General features: G+C 66.8%; 16 protein-coding genes. 4 read left to right on the plus strand and 12 right to left on the minus strand.

The window, feature by feature from the left end:
- Window positions 1-267: 267 nt before the first annotated feature.
- The gene (gene rpoD / locus AC1Q9M_RS10580) at window positions 268-2,607 is read left to right on the plus strand and encodes an RNA polymerase sigma factor RpoD (RefSeq protein WP_382156779.1); all 2,340 of its coding nucleotides are present in this window, start codon (window positions 268-270) and stop codon (window positions 2,605-2,607) included.
- A gap of 61 nt (window positions 2,608-2,668) precedes the next feature.
- Here the strand turns inward: rpoD and AC1Q9M_RS10585 are convergent, their stop codons facing one another.
- The 11 genes from AC1Q9M_RS10585 to AC1Q9M_RS10635 all read right to left on the minus strand — a co-directional run bounded on the left by AC1Q9M_RS10585 (window position 2,669) and on the right by AC1Q9M_RS10635 (window position 11,494).
- Window positions 2,669-3,085 carry a PPC domain-containing DNA-binding protein gene (locus AC1Q9M_RS10585; protein WP_382325651.1) on the minus strand — a complete coding sequence of 139 codons (417 nt, stop codon included), beginning with the start codon at window positions 3,083-3,085 and terminating at the stop codon, window positions 2,669-2,671.
- 5 nt (window positions 3,086-3,090) lie between these two features.
- Window positions 3,091-4,593, minus strand: coding sequence for a class I SAM-dependent DNA methyltransferase (locus AC1Q9M_RS10590; RefSeq protein ID WP_492433680.1), 1,503 nt, complete (start codon window positions 4,591-4,593; stop codon window positions 3,091-3,093).
- Window positions 4,594-4,595: 2 nt separating this feature from the next.
- Window positions 4,596-5,279, minus strand: a complete 684-nt coding sequence (locus tag AC1Q9M_RS10595) for a hypothetical protein (protein ID WP_382320574.1) — start codon at window positions 5,277-5,279, stop codon at window positions 4,596-4,598.
- Window positions 5,272-5,958, minus strand: a complete 687-nt coding sequence (locus tag AC1Q9M_RS10600; RefSeq protein WP_382320576.1) for a hypothetical protein — start codon at window positions 5,956-5,958, stop codon at window positions 5,272-5,274. Before AC1Q9M_RS10600 ends, AC1Q9M_RS10595 begins: the two co-directional genes overlap by 8 nt.
- 76 nt (window positions 5,959-6,034) lie before the next feature.
- Window positions 6,035-6,634 carry a PIN domain-containing protein gene (locus tag AC1Q9M_RS10605; RefSeq protein ID WP_492433682.1) on the minus strand — a complete coding sequence of 200 codons (600 nt, stop codon included), beginning with the start codon at window positions 6,632-6,634 and terminating at the stop codon, window positions 6,035-6,037.
- A gap of 5 nt (window positions 6,635-6,639) precedes the next feature.
- Entirely contained in the window at window positions 6,640-7,542 is a 903-nt protein-coding gene (locus tag AC1Q9M_RS10610) for a DEAD/DEAH box helicase family protein (protein WP_492433684.1), read from the minus strand.
- A gap of 36 nt (window positions 7,543-7,578) precedes the next feature.
- Window positions 7,579-8,958: a HAMP domain-containing sensor histidine kinase gene (locus AC1Q9M_RS10615; protein WP_492433686.1), complete on the minus strand. Its 1,380-nt coding sequence runs from the start codon at window positions 8,956-8,958 to the stop codon at window positions 7,579-7,581.
- Window positions 8,955-9,662: a response regulator transcription factor gene (locus AC1Q9M_RS10620; RefSeq protein ID WP_382156773.1), complete on the minus strand. Its 708-nt coding sequence runs from the start codon at window positions 9,660-9,662 to the stop codon at window positions 8,955-8,957. Before AC1Q9M_RS10620 ends, AC1Q9M_RS10615 begins: the two co-directional genes overlap by 4 nt.
- 9 nt (window positions 9,663-9,671) lie before the next feature.
- Complete coding sequence (locus tag AC1Q9M_RS10625; protein ID WP_291118856.1) at window positions 9,672-9,968, minus strand: hypothetical protein; 297 nt, start codon at window positions 9,966-9,968, stop codon at window positions 9,672-9,674.
- 14 nt (window positions 9,969-9,982) lie between these two features.
- Entirely contained in the window at window positions 9,983-10,453 is a 471-nt protein-coding gene (locus AC1Q9M_RS10630) for a Spy/CpxP family protein refolding chaperone (RefSeq protein ID WP_382320594.1), read from the minus strand.
- A gap of 69 nt (window positions 10,454-10,522) precedes the next feature.
- Window positions 10,523-11,494, minus strand: a complete 972-nt coding sequence (locus AC1Q9M_RS10635; RefSeq protein WP_382156769.1) for a LysR family transcriptional regulator — start codon at window positions 11,492-11,494, stop codon at window positions 10,523-10,525.
- A gap of 77 nt (window positions 11,495-11,571) precedes the next feature.
- On the opposite strand from AC1Q9M_RS10635, the gene uraD reads away from it, so the two are divergent.
- The 3 genes from uraD to AC1Q9M_RS10650 are packed head-to-tail and all read left to right on the plus strand — an operon-like array spanning window position 11,572 to window position 13,507.
- Window positions 11,572-12,159: a 2-oxo-4-hydroxy-4-carboxy-5-ureidoimidazoline decarboxylase gene (uraD, locus tag AC1Q9M_RS10640; RefSeq protein WP_492433690.1), complete on the plus strand. Its 588-nt coding sequence runs from the start codon at window positions 11,572-11,574 to the stop codon at window positions 12,157-12,159.
- The gene (locus AC1Q9M_RS10645; protein ID WP_382320597.1) at window positions 12,156-13,133 is read left to right on the plus strand and encodes a Bug family tripartite tricarboxylate transporter substrate binding protein; all 978 of its coding nucleotides are present in this window, start codon (window positions 12,156-12,158) and stop codon (window positions 13,131-13,133) included. Before uraD ends, AC1Q9M_RS10645 begins: the two co-directional genes overlap by 4 nt.
- Window positions 13,134-13,138: 5 nt before the next feature.
- Complete coding sequence (locus AC1Q9M_RS10650) at window positions 13,139-13,507, plus strand: hydroxyisourate hydrolase (protein WP_382156763.1); 369 nt, start codon at window positions 13,139-13,141, stop codon at window positions 13,505-13,507.
- A 22-nt stretch (window positions 13,508-13,529) separates the two neighbouring features.
- Here AC1Q9M_RS10650 and AC1Q9M_RS10655 read toward each other — a convergent pair whose 3' ends face one another.
- On the minus strand, window positions 13,530-14,528 hold the full coding sequence (locus AC1Q9M_RS10655; protein WP_444686892.1) for an aldo/keto reductase: 999 nt from the start codon (window positions 14,526-14,528) through the stop codon (window positions 13,530-13,532).
- Between the last annotated feature and the right edge of the window lie 17 nt (window positions 14,529-14,545).

Here is a 14,545-nt window from a genome sequence, read left to right on the forward strand (position 1 = left end):
CGACAGCAGCACCTCCGGCACCGGCCCGGCCCCAGCAAGGGGCTAGATGGAACACCTTCCTGGCCACCTCGGCGACCTCCCCGGCCCGACGGAACCCCGCAAGGACTGCACACCAAATGTTCGCCCCACAGCTTGCAGGCCTGCCCTTTCCGGCGAAAGGCAGGCGTTGTGCCCAACAAAATCACCGGAACGGACCGCGTCGCGCGGCCTTTCAGGCGTTTTTTGTGTGTTCTGCCGGCTCCAGTTCGACATTTTTTTGAGGTCCCCATGCCCGCGAAGAAATCCAGTACGTCCGTTGCGTCCAGCACCAAAACCGCCAAGAAGGCCAGCCCGCGCGCGGCCGCCCCGGTTTCTCCCCCGAAGAAAGCCCCCGCTGTGACCCAGAAGCCCCCCGTCAAAGCCGCCGCCAAGGCCGCGCCCGCCAAGAAGACCGCCGTGAAGGCCAAGTCCGAGGCCGAACTGCTCGAAGAACCCGCGAAGAAGAAGGCCGGTCGCCCGGCCAAGGCCGATGCGGGCGACAAGCCCGCGGCCAAGCGCGGCCGCAAGCCCAAGGCGGACGCCAAGGGCAAGGGAGGCGATGCCGACCTGGACGATGCCGACCTCAGCGACATCGAGGACGACCTGACGGGTGACGAGACCGAAGTCGAGGCGGTGGACACCACCGCCGCGCAGACGACCGAGAAGGTCAAACCCCTGCGCATGAAGATCAGCAAGGCGAAGGAGCGCGCGCTGATGAAGGAATTCGGCCTGGACGAAACCGTCCTGTCCGAAGAGGAAGCCCGCAACCGCCGCGAACGCCTCAAGACCCTGATCAAGCTGGGCAAGACGCGCGGCTACCTCACGCACGGCGAAATCAACGACCACCTGCCCGACAAGCTGGTGGAAGCCGAGACCCTGGAAGTGGTGGTCTCGCTGCTCAACGACATGGGCGTGGCCGTCTACGAACAGACGCCCGACGCCGAGACCCTGCTGCTGAACAACACCGGCCCGACCGCCGCCACCGAAGAGGAAGCCGAGGAAGAAGCCGAAGCCGCCCTGTCCACGGTGGACAGCGAATTCGGCCGCACCACCGACCCCGTGCGCATGTATATGCGCGAAATGGGCACGGTGGAGCTGCTCACGCGCGAAGGCGAAATCGAGATCGCCAAGCGCATCGAGGGTGGCCTCAACGACATGATGGCCGCCATCAGCGAGAGCCCGGCCACCATCGCCGAGATCCTGGTGATGGCCGAGGACATCCGCGAAGGCAAGGTCGTCATCTCCACCGTGGTGGACGGTTTCGCCGACGCCGACGAGGCCGATGACTACGTGGCCGAAGAAGACTTCGACGATTACGACGAAGCCGACGACGACGACGGCAAGGGCGGCTCCAAGGCCCTGACCCGCAAGCTCGAAGAACTCAAGCGCGAAGCCCTCACCCGCTTCGACAACATGCGCGCGCTGTTCGAGAAGCTGCACAAGACCTACGACAAGGAAGGCTACGGCACGCCGAGCTACCTCAAGACGCAGACGGCCATCACCGAAACGCTGATGTCCATCCGCTTCACCGCCAAGGCGATCGAGAAGCTCTGCGGCACCATGCGCAGCCAGGTCGACGACGTGCGCAAGAAAGAACGCGAGCTGCGCCGCATCATCGTGGACAAGTGCGGCATGCCGCAGGAAACCTTCATCAAGGAATTCCCGCCCAACCTGCTCAACCTCAAGTGGGTCGAGAAGCAGGCCGCCGCCGGCAAGCCGTGGAGCGTGATCATCGAGCGCAACATCCCGCCGGTGCAGGAGCTGCAGCAGGGCCTGATCAACATCCAGAGCAGCGTGGTCGTGCCGCTGGCGCACCTGAAAGACATCCACAAGCGGATGAACCAGGGCGAGTCCACCTCGCGCGACGCGAAGAAGGAAATGATCGAGGCCAACCTGCGCCTGGTGATCTCGATCGCGAAGAAGTACACCAACCGCGGCCTGCAGTTCCTGGACCTGATCCAGGAAGGCAACATCGGCCTGATGAAGGCGGTGGACAAGTTCGAATACCGCCGCGGCTACAAGTTCTCGACCTACGCCACGTGGTGGATCCGCCAGGCCATCACCCGCTCGATCGCCGACCAGGCGCGCACCATCCGCATCCCGGTGCACATGATCGAGACCATCAACAAGATGAACCGCATCAGCCGCCAGCACTTGCAGGAGTTCGGCTTCGAGCCCGATGCGTCCATCCTGGCCGAGAAGATGGAGATGCCCGAGGACAAGATCCGCAAGATCATGAAGATCGCGAAAGAGCCGATCTCGATGGAAACCCCCATCGGCGACGACGACGATTCGCACCTGGGCGACTTCATCGAAGACCAGGCCAACACCGCGCCCATCGAGGCCGCGATGCAGGCCGGCCTGCGCGAAGTGGTCAAGGAGATCCTCGACAGCCTCACGCCGCGCGAAGCCAAGGTGCTGCGCATGCGCTTCGGCATCGAGATGTCCACCGACCACACGCTGGAAGAAGTGGGCAAGCAGTTCGACGTGACGCGCGAGCGCATCCGCCAGATCGAAAGCAAGGCGGTGCGCAAGCTCAAGCACCCGAGCCGCTCGGACAAGCTGCGCAGCTTCATCGACACGCTGTAAGCGGCGGTCGGTCACAAAAAAGGGAGCCACTGGCTCCCTTTTTTTCTGGGTGGCGCACGCCTCAGGCTTCGCGCGGCCGCACCACCAGTTCCGGGAAACCGGTGGCGGGGTCGGCCTCGCGCGAGAAACGCCATTCGGGCAGCAGGCCCAGCAGCACCTCGGCCGTGGTGCGCACGCGGCAGCCCGGCACCACGTGGCCGCCGAAGACGGCACCGCTGGCGGTGGACACGGCCATGTGCAGGTGCGAGTGGCTGCGGCCCTCGCCGTCCACCCCCACCGTGCCCGACAGGCTCAGGATCTCGCTGTCACCGTCCAAGGTCTGGGCCTGGTCCACGCCCGCGAAGCGCAGGCGCGCATCGCTCAGGCTGCCGATGCCCGAGATCACGAACGCGGCCTCACAGCCCTGCTCGCGCACTGCCGCCTCCAGGGCCGAGCGCAAGTCCTGGCCGGGAGTGAGGCGGAGCGGCAGGGTCTTCATCTCGTTCACGCCGACTCGTCCACTTCGGCACCCAGGTCCCCCGCAATCAGCTTGAACTGCTCCAGCGCGGCTTGCAGGTCTTCCACGATTTCCTGCGCAATCACATCGGGTGCCGGCAGGTTGTCGCTGTCTGCCAGCGAATCGTCCTTGAGCCAGAAGATGTCGAGGCTGGCCTTGTCACGGGCCATGATGTCTTCATAGCTGTAGTCACGCCACCGCCCCGTCGGCTGTTCGGCGCTCCAGGTGGCCAGGCGCTGGTTGCGGTTGGCCATGTTGTAGAGCGCCACGAACTCGTCCAGGTGCTCGCGCCGCAATGGATTGGTCTTGAGCGTGAAGTGCTGGTTGGTGCGCAGGTCATAGATCCACAGCTTCCGTGTCCAGGGCGTTTCGCTGGCGGGCTTCTTGTCGAAGAACAGCACATTGGCCTTGACGCCTTGTGCGTAGAACAAACCTGTGGGCAAGCGCAGCAGGGTGTGCAGGTCGCATTCCTGCATCAAACGACGGCGAATGGTTTCGCCCGCCCCGCCTTCAAAAAGGACGTTGTCGGGCAGCACCACCGCCGCGCGCCCGTTCGTGGCCAGCAGCGTCTTGATGTGCTGCACGAAGTTGAGCTGCTTGTTGCTCGTGGTGGCCCAGAAGTCGTCGCGTTCGATGATGTCTTTTTCCGTGCTCGTGCGGCCGTCTTCACCCACGATCACGGTGCTGCTTTTCTTGCCGAACGGCGGGTTGGCCAGCACCACGTCAAAGCGCGCGCCGGGATCGGCGCCCAACGCATCACCCACCACCACCGGCACCGACTTTTCGGATCCGATGCCGTGCAGCATCAGGTTCATCGCACACACGCGCGCCGTGGCCTGCACGAGCTCGTAGCCGGTGAAGGCCTTTTCCTTCAGGTGTTTGAGCTGGTCGCGTGTGAGATTCTTGTGGTGCGCGGTGATGTGGTGGTGCGCGGTGAACAGAAAACCGCCCGTGCCACAGGCCGGGTCGCAAATCGTCTCGCCCGGCCGCGGGCCGATGCAGTCCACCATGGCCTGAATGAGCGCGCGCGGCGTGAAGTACTGGCCCGCGCCGCTCTTGGTGTCTTGTGCATTGCGCTCCAGCAGGCCCTCGTAGGCATCGCCCTTCACATCCGCGCCCAGGATGGTCCAGGTTTCCGCGTCGATCAGGTCCGCCACCACGCGGCGCAGCTTGGCCGGGTCCTGGAACTTGTTTTGGGCCTTGGCAAAGATCAGGCCCAGCGTGCCGCGTTCCAGCCCGAGGCGCTCCAGGGTGTGGCGGTAGTGGTCAAACAGTGCGTCGCCATCTCGTGCCAGCAGCTCGGGCCATCCATAGCCCTTGGGCACGATGCTCGCCTGGTTATGCGGCGGCTGGCTGCGCTCATGCGCCATCTTGAGAAACAGCAGATAGGTCAGTTGCTCCACATAGTCGCCATAGCTCATGCCGTCGTCGCGCAGCACATTGCAGTAGTTCCAGAGCTTCTGGACGAGGGAATGGGTGTTGTTGTTCATGCTCAAGCAAAAAATGAAATCTGACTCAGACGCGCAAGGGCAGTCTCTTCGCGCTCCGGGTCGCTCAGGAGACCGGGCAAGGCATTGGTGAAGGTTGGCAAGGCCAGCAAATTTGCCACCGACCGGGCGATATGCAACCGCACATTGTCGGGCGCGGCCTTGACCTCCTTCACAAGGGCTGCACGCCCCTCCACCACGGTCATGATGTCCTCCAGATCATGGCTCACAAACACATCGTTGCGACCGCGATCCTTGAAGGCTTCGAACTTGGTGGCCAGGAAGTACGGCGCCGAAAGGTGCCGTAGAACCAAACCGTCTTCCCCTGTGGCCTGCTCCGCCGATTCGAAGCCCGCCCGGTACCACGGGTTGGCGAAACCCAGCACCTTTTCGTCCAGCGGGGCCAAGTCCAGTTGCAGGCGGTTCCAATACCAGCGAAACGGTGGCGTGTTGTCCGCCATGGTCTGCTTGAAGCCGCGTTGCGCCAAGTGCTCGGCCAGCTGGTGGTAACCCGCCAGTGACGTGACTTCCACGATGGCGTCCACATCTTCGGTGGGCCTCACGTCCATCAAGCCTGGGTTGTCGATGAGCAGCCCCGTGGCGCAACCGCCTACGAACACCACCTGCTCGCACAGTGGACCCATCGCGCGCGCCATGGCCATCAACAGCGCCAGATTCGGGTCAGCCACGCGGCGAATCCTTTTGCGGCGTGGGCGCACTCGGGTCGATCAAGGCCTGCAGCCGCTCCATGGCCATGTTCCGCTCGCGCGCCTTGCCCACGCGCAGAGCATCGAACAGCGCCAGCATGTCGTACAGCTTCGCGTCCTGCATGGCGGCAAAGGGCACAGAAGGGTGCAGCGGCTCCACCCCCATGCCGCGCACCGATCCGTTCGGGTGCGGCCAGACAAAGTCTGTGCTGCCGGGTGCGAACACGCCGGCAAACGCGGGCGCGCTGTGGCTCGTGGGCACCCCGACCGCCAGCGGCAGACGCACGCCGGGAAAAGCGTACTTGGCCCCGTGCAGGGCGAATTCCGCCAGCGCCTGGGCATGTACGCGCACCGGGTTATCCGGCAGCCCGACATCTTCTTCCGAGTGCACCGCACTGCGGCGCACCCGTTTGCGCGTGACCCGATAAATGCCCTGTGGCTCCCGCAGCGCTTGGGCTCCCGCGCCGGCCGCGCCCGCGAACGAAGCCGCCGAAGCGCGGTTCTGCAGCAGCAACCCGGACAGCAAACCCCGCTTTACCGAAGCATGGGCTTCCGAAGCGCTCAGCCCCAGCTCCTGCGCCAGGCGCGCATACGTCCAGCGCTGGTCGCCCCAAGCCACGAGCTTGAGGGCGACGAGAAAATCCTGGGGTTTGAGCTGCATTTGTTCAATATTCGCGATTTGCGAATATAGAATTTAACAGCCAAACGGCTTTTCCGCAAGTCGACACGGCAGGCCGTCAGGGATACAGCACCAGATCGCCCACCACCTGGATGACCTTGGCCTCTTCCAGACGCCGAGACAAGGCGTCCGCGTCTTCGGCCGTCGCTCCCTGCCCCACGATGGACTTCAGGTGGCGCAGCAGAGAAGTGAGCTTGATTGGGCGGTTCTTCCCCATCTTGGCCAAGGACGCTTTCGCCCGCGCCAATACCTTGTCCGCTGGAGCGGGCGTTGTCTGGGCCGTTGCCTGCACCGCAGACGCCGGCATTTTGGTCACCGCTTTTTTGGCCACCGCCTTCTTGGCAGGCACCTTCTTGGCCGGTGCCTTTTTGGCCACAAGCTTCTTGGCTGGTGGCGCCACTTTCTTGGCCGGTGCGGCCTTCTTTGCCGTGACCTTCTTCGCTGGCGCGGCCTTCTTGGCGGCAGGCGCCTTCCTGGCCTTGAACCCCACCCGCGTCGCTCTGAACTCCAGCAACTTGGCGTGACCGAGCATCGAGTCATAGCCCTTGTCGTTCGCCACCACCACCAGGTTGGCCTCCGGGTGTTTGGCGGCCAGGTAGCCCAGGTAGAACGACAAGTGGAAGTCCAGCGCGTTCTTGCCCTTGCCTGAGTGCGGCACCAGCGTCAGTTGTAGAGGATCTGCAGCGCGGTGATCTCGTCCTTGTGCTGGGCGATGAAGGCTTCGAAACTCTGCACCAGCTCCTTGGCGCGGTCGCTGGCGTAGGCGTCGAACTCTTTCTTGGTCTGGCGCGCGAGGTTGCCACGGTCCACCAGAAACAGCACGCGCCGGGCACCACCGAACTTGATGAGCCGGTAGATGAAGCTGATGGCGGTAAAGGTCTTGCCGCTGCCCGTGGCCATCTGGATCAGGGCCTTGGGCTTGTTGGCGGCCAGGCTCTTCTCCAGGTTCTGGATGGCCTTGATCTGCGCGGGCCACAGCTGGTAGCTGGCGCCGCCACTGCCCCATTCGGTCACGAGCGGGGGCATCTGCTGCAGGCGGGCGAGGAAGGTGCCGGATGAACCGTATCTCGCCGCTGGCTCCTGTACCGTTCGCCCTGAGCTTGTCGAAGGGTGGGCTTCGACAGGCTCAGCCCGAACGGGAGTGAGCCAGTGCAGCAAGAGATCAGGCCGGTAGAAGGCGAACAGCGGCCGGGCGCGGGGTGCAGGGTCCAGCCCGTTGGTGAAGCGGGTTTCCACCCCGGTAGACTCGAACACGAAGGGCAGCGGCCGGCGCCAGGCCGGCAGACTGACGGGCAGTCCCTGCGCATATCGGGCGCTTTGCCCTTCCACACCACTGAGCGTGGCGCCTTCCTTCTTGGCTTCGATCACGCCACAGGCTTTGCCGTTGACGTACAGCAGGTAGTCGGCGTAACCGTGGCCCGGGTTGAGGGGAAACTCGCGAATGGCGACGCCTTTGACTGCGCCATCACCTGCATGGATGTTGGCGTTGGCCACACTGCAGACGTGCCAGCCCGCTGCGATGAGCAATGCGTCGATGGTCTGGCGGGCGCGGGCCTCGGGCGTCATGCGTGTGGTAGTGGCGTTGTTTCCTCTTGTTGCATTCTAGGGGGCGGAAGGCAAGGTCACCGTCACCGCCAGCCCGGGGTGTGCATTGCGCACCGCGAAAGTGCCCCCGTGCGCCTGCGCCACCAGCCTGCACAGGTAGAGGCCCAGGCCCACGCCGCCGGCGTTGCGCGTGCGCGCGGTGTCGGGGCGGAAGAAGGCCTGCGCAAGGTGGGGCAACTGGTCGTCGGGTACGCCGGGGCCATGGTCGCGCACTTCGAGTTCGATGCCCTGCCCCGCTTCCAGCGCGCGGATGTGCAGTTCCACCGCCCGCGGCGCGCCGGTGCTGTGGCGCAGTGCGTTGTCGAGCAGGTTGCGCAGCAGCAGGCGCACGCGGATCTGGTCCAGCGGCAGCGTGGGCAGGCTGTAGGGAGCGTGCAGCTGGATGCTGCGGGCCGCGGGCTGCGTGATGGTGAGTTCGTCGATCACGTCACGGGCCAGCGCAACCGGGTCGGTGGGCTCGCGACTCAGCGCCTGGTGGCGCCCGGCCAGTCTCTCGCTTTCCAGCAGGTCGCTGATGAGGCGGGCCATTTCGCTGAGGTCGCGCAACAGGGCCTCGCGCTGCGGGGCGACGTCGACGCCCTCGGGCAGCAGCTCGGTGTTGAGCCGCGCGCGGGTCAGCGGGCTGCGCAGCTCGTGGCTGATAGCCAGCAGCAGGGAGCGCTGGGCGTCGAGCATCTGCTGGATGTCCTGGCCCATGGTGTTGATGGTCGCGGCCAGTTCGCCCAGTTCGTCGGGCCCCCGGGGGTGGCGCACAGGAATGGGCTGGTCGAACCGGCCCGCGCCGAAGCGCAGGGCGCCCTGCCGGATGTCGTCGAGCGGTCGCAGCAGGCGGCGCACGTACAGGAAGGCGAGCAGCGTGAGGATGAGCAAGGCCACCAGCGTGTAGCCCACGATTTTGGGCCGGCGGTCGAACACCGCTTCGTTCAAGCCGAATTCCAGGCGGTGGCCATCGGCCGTGGTGCGTTGCAGCAGCTGTTGCCAGTCCTTGTCGTCGCCCCAGCCGGCGTCGTCGTCCGCGCCCCGGTCCCGGGCCCGCTCGCGCAGCCAGTGCGGGCGCTGCTGGTCGGGGTGCGAACGCCAGTTGACCCGCGGGCCGACGATGTCGATGGTGAGCGGCAGGCGCTGCGTGAGGGCTTGCGCGCGCTCGATGCTGGGGCTGCCGCCGGCGGCCACATCGGCCGTCAGGCGGTCCACGTAGTCCATGAGCACCGGGCGCGCGGCCTCGCGCCAGCCGACCGAAAAAGCCTTCTGCGCCCCGCTGATGAAGGTGAACGACATGGCCATGGCCAGCAGCAGGAACACCATCACCATGCGCAGCTTGAGGGAGCAGCGCAAGGCCAGGAAAGCCCGGCGGTACCAGGGCAGCGCCTGGGTCATGGCGCGATGCGGCGCAGCGCCAGCGAGTAGCCCGCGTTGCGCAGGGTCTTGATGCAGTCCAGCGGCTCGAGCTTCTTGCGCAGGCGGCTCACCACGATGTCGACCGCGCGCGTGTAGAGGTCGGCTTCGTGGCCGCGCAGCTGGTTGAGGATGTCGTCGCGGCTGAGCACGCGCCCGGCCTCGCGCGCGAGCAGGTGCAGCAGGTCGAACTCGGTGCTGGTGAGCTCCACCGCCTGGCCCTCGCGCAGCACGCTGCGGCGCGTCGGGTCGATGGTGAGGCCGTCGAACACCAGGGTGCCGGGCTCCACCGCGCTGGCGGGCGCGGCCGGCGGGCCGTTGCCGCCATGGCGGCGCCGCAGCACGGTCTGGATGTGCGCCACCAGCTCGCGCGGCTCGAAGGGCTTGGGCAGGTAGGCATCGGCGCCGAGTTCGAGGCCGACCACGCGGTCCATCACGTCGCCGCGCGCGGTGAGCATGACGATGGGAATGTCGCTTTCCTTGCGGATGGTGCGGCAGAGTTCGAAGCCGTCCATCTCGGGCAGCATCACGTCGAGAATGGCGGCGTCGAAGGCTTCGGCGCGCAGGCGCGCCAAGCCCTCGCTGGGCCGCAGCGCGTGCGCCAGCGCCAGCTCGAAGCGCTGGAAGTAGGTCGCCAGCGGCGGGCCGAGCTGTTCGTCGTCGTCAATGAGCAGAACGCGGTGCATGCGGCATTGTCACATTGCGCCCGTCAGGCTGCGGTGGCGCACGATGAGGCGGCGAAGCCGTTGCTGCGCGCCACGGTCCAGCCCGTCGAAACGGTCGGCCACCGAGAGGATGGCCGGCAGCGCGGGCACGGCGTCGTTCGGCTGGCGGCGCGAGAGCCGCGCCCACAGCCCCAGCGCGTGCTCGCGGTCGAAGCGCGGGCCCCACACCAGGGCCAGCAGCTCGTCGTGCGGGTCGTCCACCCCGGCCAGCAGCGCCGGACCGTGGTCGCGCAGGCGCTGGGCGATCGGTTGCAGCACGGGCGACATGGGGTTCACCCCGCTCAGCCGCGCGAGAACCAGCCGCGGCGCTTGCCCATGCGCTCGCGCACCTCGGCCTGTTGCGTCGGGCTCAGGCTGTCGTAGAAGTCGGCCAGGGCGTTGATCACCTCGGGGCTGCTGACCTGCACCACGCGGGTCTTCTCGTCGAGCAGGTTCAGCGCGCGGGCGCGGTCGAACTTCTCGCCGGCGATCAGCGCCTGCATCTCGCCGCGCGGGTTCGTGGTCTGGCCGATCAGGGCCGTGCGCTGGGCCTGCACCTTGTCGGCCAGCACGTTGAGCTTCTGCTGCTGTTCGGCGTTGAGGTCGAGCTTGCTCGTGATGCGGTTGACCACCTTGCCGCGCACTTCGGCGATCTTCTCGGCGCTCATGGGCGCGCGCTCGTGGTGACCGCGCGTGCCGCAGGCGGCCAGGCCGCCGATGGCGATGGAGATGCCGGTGAAGGCCATGAGCGAGCGCTTGATCCAGGGTTTCATGACGGTGTCCTTTCAAAGGGACTGTTGAACATGACCGCCATGGTGCCGGCAGCGGTGCGCCTCGGGGTCTCAGCGCAGTTTCGGTTTTTTTCGTTTTGTATCGACGCCGGCCGCACGCACCTGGGCCAGGTAGTCGTTCACATGCGCGCCCAGGCGCTCGGCGACCATGCGCGCGATGCGCGGCAGCGAGCGGCTCGCGCTGATCGCCACGCCCACGGTCTGCGGCTGGGCACTCTTGTCCTTGAGGGGCACGAAGCACAGACTGCCCGCGAGGATCTCGGGACCGGCATCGAGCTCGGAGGTGAGCGCCACGTGGCTGCCGCTGCGCACCAGGCTCTTGACGAGCTGCAGCGAGTTCGTCACCAGCGGTGGCCGGGCTTCCTCCAGCAGCCAGTTGTGGCGCCGCTCCAGGTAGCGGCGGATCGCCAGCACCCGGCTTTGCGCGGCCATCGGCCAGGCCGCCACGTCCTTGAACGTCACCTGGGCCTGCGCGGCCAGCGGATGGCCCGGCGCCACCACGCAGCCCAGCGGCAGCTCGGCGCTGGCCACGATGTGCAGGTCGCGCCCGGGCTTGAGGTTGAAGGCCACCGCCAGATCGACCTCGCCCGCGCGCAGGCGCTGCACGGCGTCGTCGGTGCTGACGATGTCCACCTCCAGCACGATGCCCGGGTGTTCCCGCGCCACCACCGCCACGAACTCGGGCAGGAAGCCGTTGACGTGGCTGTCCATCGCGGCCAGGCGCAGCTGGCCCTGGCTCACGCCCTGCAGGTGCTTGATGTCGGACAGCGTGCGGTTGAGGTCGGTCTTCCATCGCTGCGAGAGCGCCAGCAGCAGTTCGCCCGCGGCCGTCAACCGCATGCCGCGCGGCTGGCGCTCGAACAGCGGCAGCCCGAGGTCTTCTTCCATCAGCAGGATGTGGCGGTCGATCGCGGAGGCGGAAATGGACACCTCGCGCGCGGCCGCCTGCACCGAACCGAGCTGCGCGACGGCCGCCAGGTAGCGCAGGGCCTTCGGATGCAGAAGCTGGTTCAGCGAACTCATGCGTACTGAAAATTCGAATGCAACATGCCCAATTATGCGATGGACAGCAATGCAATGGCGCCGCAAACTGCGACCGCATGAACACCCCGACACCCTCACCCCTGGCTTGGCATGCCCTGGCCTCCCTGGACGAAGCCACTTTCTGCGCGCGCCTGGGGCCGGTGGTCGAGCACTCGCCCTGGGTCGCCCGAGAGGCCTGGGCGGCCCGCCCGTTCGCCGACTGGGCGTCGCTGTACGACAGCTTGTCGCGGGTGATCCAAGGCGCCGACGAGGCCCGCCAGCTGGCCCTGCTGCGCAGCCATCCGGAACTCGCCGGCCAGGAGGCGCGGGCCGGCACCATGACGGCGGATTCGCAGAGCGAACAAGGCCGCCTGCGCCTGCTGGCGCTGGATGCCGCCACCGTGCAGCGCATCGAATCGATCAACCGGCGCTACCGCGAGCGCTTCGGCTTTCCCTTCATCGTCGCGCTGCGGCTGCACGGCTCGCTGGCCACGGTGCTGCAGGCCGGTGAAGCGCGCCTGGCGAACGACGCGCGCACCGAGCGCCGAAACGCCCTGCAACAGGTCTGCGAAGTCATGCGCGGACGGCTGGCGCAGACCGTGTCACCCGAGCCCTCCCCTCCGTCCTCCCCGTCCGTCAACACCCTCGCAGGAACCCCGTCATGAACACCCCACGCCGCCTTCTTCTGGCCGTCAGTGCCTTGTCGATGCTGGCCTCGCCGCTGGTCCACGCACAGGCCTGGCCGCAACAGAAGCCGATCCGGATCATCGTGACCTTCTCGCCCGGCGGCTCGTCGGACATCGTGGCGCGCCTGCTGCAGCCCGGCCTGCAGGAGAAGCTGGGCCAGACCGTGATCGTGGAGAACAAGCCCGGCGCGGGCAGCACCATCGGCGCCAACGAGGTGGCGCGCGCCGCGCCCGACGGCTACACGCTGCTGCTGTCCAACACCGCGCCCATGAGCATCTCGCCCTTCATGATGGACAAGGCACCCTACGACCCGGTGAAGGGTTTCACGCACATCGCCTACATCGGCTCGGTGCCCAATGTGTTCGTGGTGCATCCTTCGGTGCCCGCCAAGACCATGCCCGAGCTGGTGAAGTGGATCAACGCGCAGGCCAAACCCGTCAACTACGGCTCGGGCGGCGTCGGCTCCATCGGCCACATCGTGGGCGAGATGTTCAAGCAGCAGTACCAACTGAAGATGGAACACGTGCCGTACAAGGGTTCTTCCCCCATGCACAACGACCTGCTCGGCGGCTCCCTGCAATTCGCGGTGGACACGCTGACGCAGAACGTGCCTTTCATGAAGGAGGGCAAGCTGGTCGGCATCGCGGTCACGTCGCGCGCCCGCGCGCCCATGTCGCCCACCGTGCCCACGGTGGGTGAAGCGGGTTACCCCAAGCTGGTGGCAGAGAACTTCCTCGGCATCTCCGGGCCCGCCGGCACGCCGGCGGACGTGGTCGACAAGGTCAACAAGGCGGTGACCGACGTCGTGGCGCGGCCCGACGTGGCCAGGCGACTGAGCGACCTGGGGGTGGAGTCGGAGCCCATGAGCGCCGCGCAGTTCACCCGATTCGTCACCGACCAGGTGAACGAATGGGCGCCCGCGGTCAAAGCGTCCGGCGCACGGTTGAATTGAACGCCATGAACGGTGGACTCTCCATTCATTGTGTGGACGTGGCCAGTGGCCGCGTCGCCGTCGGCCTGCAGGTGACCGTGGTGCGGCTGGGGCCGGACGGCCTGCCGCACGGCCCGGTGCTCGCCGAAGGCCGCGTGGGCGCCAACGGTCTGCTGCAGCACCCGGTGCTGATGAGCGAAGCCATCACCGCCGGCGGCTACGAGGTGCGCTTCGCGGTGGGCGACTTCTACCGCGACCAGGGCACCCCCGTGCCCGAGCCGGCGTTCCTGGAAACGGTGCCCTACCGCTTCCACATCGCCGACACCTCGCAGCACTACCACCTGCCGTTCAAGTTCACGGCCTGGGGCTTCTCGCTCTTTCGCGGCGGCGCCTGAAACGCCGTCGCGCGACTCAGGTTCAATACGTTTCGGTGTCGACTTCGCGGTTCGACTGCTCGTTGTAGCGGCTGCCGCTCACCGTGCGCTGGTTGATGAGTTCGTCCAGCCGGGCCAGCGTGGCCGCGTCCAGCGCCACGTCCACCGCGCCCAGGTTGTCACGCAGGTGGTCTTCGCGCGAGGTGCCGGGGATGGGCAGCACGTCCGGCCCCTGGTGCAGCAGCCAGGCCAGCGCGAGCTGGGCCGGCGTGCAGCCCACGTCGTTCGCGATCGCGCGGTAGGCGGGCAGCAGCTTGAGGTTGGCGGCGAAGTGCTCGGGCGCGAAGCGCGGCATGGCGCGGCGGATGTCCTTGGCGTCGAAGGCGCTCACGTCCAGGTCGGGGCCGCACAGGAAGCCGCGCGCCACCGGGCTGAAGGCCACGAAGGCGATGCCGAACTCGCGGCAGGTGTCGAGCACCGCGATCTCGGGGTTGCGCGTCCACAGCGAGTACTCGGTCTGCACCGCGGTGATGGGGTGCACCGCCTGCGCCTTGCGGAGGGTGGCGGCCGACACCTCGGACAGGCCCAGCGCGCGCACCTTGCCCGCGCGCACCAGGTCGCTCATCGCGCCCACGCTGTCCTCCACCGGCACCTGCTTGTCCCAGCGGTGCAGGTAGTAGAGGTCGATCACGTCGGTCTTGAGGCGGCGCAGGCTGTCTTCGCAGTTCCTGCGGATGGCCTCGGGCCGGCCGTCGATCACGCGCTTCACGCCGTCGTCGAACTGCACACCGGCCATGCCGCCCTTGCTGGCCAGCGTGAACTTCTGGCGGTGCTTCGCGAGCACATGGCCCACGTGCGTTTCGCTGGCGCCGAAGCCATAGAGCGCCGCGGTGTCGAAGTGCGTCACGCCTTCGTCGAAGGCGGTGAGCAGCACGCGCTCGGCCTGCTCTTTCGACACCGGCGCGCCGTAGGCGTGGCAGATGTTCATGCAGCCCAGGCCGATGGCGCTGACGCTGAAGGGGCCCAGTTGGCGTTGGTTCATGGCGGGTTTCTTTCTCA

Source organism: Hydrogenophaga sp. GW823-FHT04C09, from assembly GCF_058796355.1.

What these genes read in the sequence shown, in the direction of transcription:
- rpoD (WP_382156779.1), top strand. Translation starts at nt 268, where the DNA reads ATGCCCGCGAAGAAATCCAGTACGTCCGTTGCGTCCAGCACCAAAACC.
- AC1Q9M_RS10585 (WP_382325651.1), bottom strand. Translation starts at nt 3,085, where the DNA reads ATGAAGACCCTGCCGCTCCGCCTCACTCCCGGCCAGGACTTGCGCTCG.
- AC1Q9M_RS10590 (WP_492433680.1), bottom strand. Translation starts at nt 4,593, where the DNA reads ATGAACAACAACACCCATTCCCTCGTCCAGAAGCTCTGGAACTACTGC.
- AC1Q9M_RS10600 (WP_382320576.1), bottom strand. Translation starts at nt 5,958, where the DNA reads ATGCAGCTCAAACCCCAGGATTTTCTCGTCGCCCTCAAGCTCGTGGCT.
- AC1Q9M_RS10610 (WP_492433684.1), bottom strand. Translation starts at nt 7,542, where the DNA reads ATGACGCCCGAGGCCCGCGCCCGCCAGACCATCGACGCATTGCTCATC.
- AC1Q9M_RS10615 (WP_492433686.1), bottom strand. Translation starts at nt 8,958, where the DNA reads ATGACCCAGGCGCTGCCCTGGTACCGCCGGGCTTTCCTGGCCTTGCGC.
- AC1Q9M_RS10620 (WP_382156773.1), bottom strand. Translation starts at nt 9,662, where the DNA reads ATGCACCGCGTTCTGCTCATTGACGACGACGAACAGCTCGGCCCGCCG.
- AC1Q9M_RS10625 (WP_291118856.1), bottom strand. Translation starts at nt 9,968, where the DNA reads ATGTCGCCCGTGCTGCAACCGATCGCCCAGCGCCTGCGCGACCACGGT.
- AC1Q9M_RS10630 (WP_382320594.1), bottom strand. Translation starts at nt 10,453, where the DNA reads ATGAAACCCTGGATCAAGCGCTCGCTCATGGCCTTCACCGGCATCTCC.
- AC1Q9M_RS10635 (WP_382156769.1), bottom strand. Translation starts at nt 11,494, where the DNA reads ATGAGTTCGCTGAACCAGCTTCTGCATCCGAAGGCCCTGCGCTACCTG.
- uraD (WP_492433690.1), top strand. Translation starts at nt 11,572, where the DNA reads ATGAACACCCCGACACCCTCACCCCTGGCTTGGCATGCCCTGGCCTCC.
- AC1Q9M_RS10645 (WP_382320597.1), top strand. Translation starts at nt 12,156, where the DNA reads ATGAACACCCCACGCCGCCTTCTTCTGGCCGTCAGTGCCTTGTCGATG.
- AC1Q9M_RS10650 (WP_382156763.1), top strand. Translation starts at nt 13,139, where the DNA reads ATGAACGGTGGACTCTCCATTCATTGTGTGGACGTGGCCAGTGGCCGC.
- AC1Q9M_RS10655 (WP_444686892.1), bottom strand. Translation starts at nt 14,528, where the DNA reads ATGAACCAACGCCAACTGGGCCCCTTCAGCGTCAGCGCCATCGGCCTG.